Origin of the sequence: Bartonella sp. AA74HLJMH (genome assembly GCF_042197045.1) — a bacterium.
In the GTDB taxonomy this organism is placed as follows: domain Bacteria; phylum Pseudomonadota; class Alphaproteobacteria; order Rhizobiales; family Rhizobiaceae; genus Bartonella.
Window position 1 is genome coordinate 1 of sequence record NZ_JBHIRJ010000062.1, and the last position, 2,359, is coordinate 2,359.

A 2,359-nucleotide genomic window follows, 5' to 3' on the forward strand; every position below is an offset into this window, starting at 1 on the left:
AATGATGAAAACCTTACTGGTCAACATGTCATTGCCATTACCCGCAGCCTTACACAGTTTCTTGATGATATGATTGCGCGTGGTGCGCTTTTGGGTGGCCGTGTTTGGTTTGACCGCGATTTAAATTCCAACAGCAATTTACAACTGGGGAAATTGCGGGTGGAATTTGATGCAGAAGAAGTGCCGCCTCTAGAAGATTTAAGCTTTGGCAGCCGGCGCAATAGCGCTTATTTTGACCGTTTGGCGCAAGATATCCAAAAGAAAATGACTTATCAATTTGGCGATACGCTTGAAACTTATCGCAAAGCAGCAAGGAGTTAAAGCATGACTTTACGCATTGTACGCGGTTTTACCTTGATTGTTGATGATGATGTGAATCTTCACCTTGATCTTGAAACATTGAAACTGCCCACGTTGGAAGAAATTACAGAAACCTATCAACCGGGCGGCTCTGATATGCAAATTGATGTGAGCGGTCTTGGTGTGAAAGCTTTGAGTTTACAAATGAAAATCCGCAGCCATACCCCCGAAATTATCGGCATCTTTGGTGGTCCTCCTGGTCTTCGTCATAAATTCACTGGCAAAAAACATGTGATTTCTGAAGAAGATGGGCGTGAGCATGAACATTCCATTGATGTGACAGGGCGGTTGGTCAAAGTGGATAGCGAAGGCTTAACAGCTGGGAAAGCCACAGGCTATGATTGCGAGATCAAAAATGTTTGGGATTATACGGAATTTTGGGATGGTTCTGTTTTGCACCGCTTTTCTTTTAAACGGGGCGGCTGGCTTGTCCGCAACGGGCAAGAGATCGGTTCTCGCCGCCGCTCTATTCTCAATTTATAGGAATTGATCATGACAAGTTTACAAACCAGCATTGACGTGGAATTAGCTGTTCCGCTTCCTTATCAAGATAAAAGTGGCAAAGAATCTCTCTGCAAGAAACTGACCTTTTATCGCCCCACTTTTAAGCATGCCAAGCAATTAGCGGTGCTCATTGGACCACAATTGACAGAGCTGCTGCTTCCTGAGTTTGGAGAGCAAAAAACAACTTTGAGCAATGATGTGCTTATCACGAAGCTTTCTCAAGTTTTGTTCACAAGTGAGGCAACAGAAGGCATCACAGCACTTTTGGCTGATATGTCACGTGAATCTACTGAATTGATTGATCGAGTTGATGTGATGGATATTGTCGCAATATTGAAGGCTTTTTTTGCTTTTTTTACGCAACGCCAATCCTCTCTGCCAGACAATTTGGGGCAGAACTAGCCCTTTATTATCACTGGGCGCCTTCAGAGATTAACCAGATGGATTGGCTGGATGTGATTGCCTATCGAGAAGAACTCGCACGCCTGAAACAACAAGAATATGAAAGTCATCAGTTAGGATAAAGAATCGTCATGGATGTTTCCCTTGTTGTGCGTTTTGTCAATCATCTGCAAGAGGGGATAGCTTCTGCCAAGCGGGATCTTGCAGCCTTTAGTTCAGATGTTGCACATTTCCAAAACAAGACAAGGCAGCATTTTAAAGGGTGGTTTGACCCTGAGCATCTTGAGGATGCGACAAAGAATGCGGAAAATGCTTTTATCCAAGCACGCGGGCGTATGGTGGGTGCGCTTGCGCAAACAGCAACCTTAATTGCACCGCTCTATAAAGCCATGCAATTTGATCAATCGATGAAGGGCTTGGAAAAGGTTCTCGATGCCCCCCTTGATCGCTTAAAGGAATTGCGCCGTTTTGCGCTTGAAACCTCCACCAAGATTCCGTTAGCGGCGCGTGAAGTCTTAGAATTGATGACCAGTGCCAGCCAAGCAGGGATTGGCGAACAAGATCTAGAAGCTTTTAGCATTTATGCCGCTAAAGCAGCTGTAGCTTTTGATATGACGGGAGATCAGATTGGGGAGCGCTTTGCCAAATTGCGCAATGTTTTTAAGCTTAATCAGGTAGGTATTGAAGATCTAGGCGATGCTATCAATCATCTCTCTAATCACATGGCGGCAAAAGCCAGTGAAGTGTCTGATTTTACCAATCGTGCCACCGGTGCGGCAACCATGTTTAAGCTCACCGCGCGCGAAACTGCAGCATTTGGTACGGCGATGATTTCTGCTGGTATTGTTCCAGAGAGTGCCGCGCGTGGTTTTAATGCCATGAGTGCCCGTATTCAGGCAGGAGGCAAGCATATTGAAGATGCTTTTGCCAATATCGGGCTTTCTCGCGAAAAATTCATGCAAGATCTGGACAAAGATGCCACAGGTACCTTGGTGCGCTTTTTTAATGTGTTGGGTAAATCCGAACAGGGGATGCGCTCGCTGATTGCCATTGCGGGGCGCGATTTTACTGGTGATTTTGCCAAATTGGTGGG

3 protein-coding genes and 1 pseudogene are annotated in these 2,359 nt (G+C 45.5%); all 4 read left to right on the forward strand.

The genetic code is table 11. The features are described 5' to 3' along the window. A pseudogene (locus ACFINH_RS09500) lies at window positions 1-321 on the forward strand (phage tail protein); the annotation flags it as partial. Window positions 322-324: 3 nt separating this feature from the next. Beyond that, a complete protein-coding gene (locus ACFINH_RS09505; protein WP_015856800.1) occupies window positions 325-843 on the forward strand; it encodes a phage major tail tube protein in 519 nt (172 codons plus the stop codon). 9 nt (window positions 844-852) lie between these two features. Then, window positions 853-1,266, forward strand: coding sequence for a hypothetical protein (locus tag ACFINH_RS09510; protein WP_375632910.1), 414 nt, complete (start codon window positions 853-855; stop codon window positions 1,264-1,266). Window positions 1,267-1,397: 131 nt separating this feature from the next. Then, a partial coding sequence (locus ACFINH_RS09515) for a phage tail tape measure protein (RefSeq protein WP_375632912.1) occupies window positions 1,398-2,359 on the forward strand: 962 nt, incomplete at its 3' end.

Coding starts and splice junctions, on each gene's coding strand:
- ACFINH_RS09505 (WP_015856800.1), top strand. CDS start 325: ATGACTTTACGCATTGTACGCGGTTTTACCTTGATTGTTGATGATGAT.
- ACFINH_RS09510 (WP_375632910.1), top strand. CDS start 853: ATGACAAGTTTACAAACCAGCATTGACGTGGAATTAGCTGTTCCGCTT.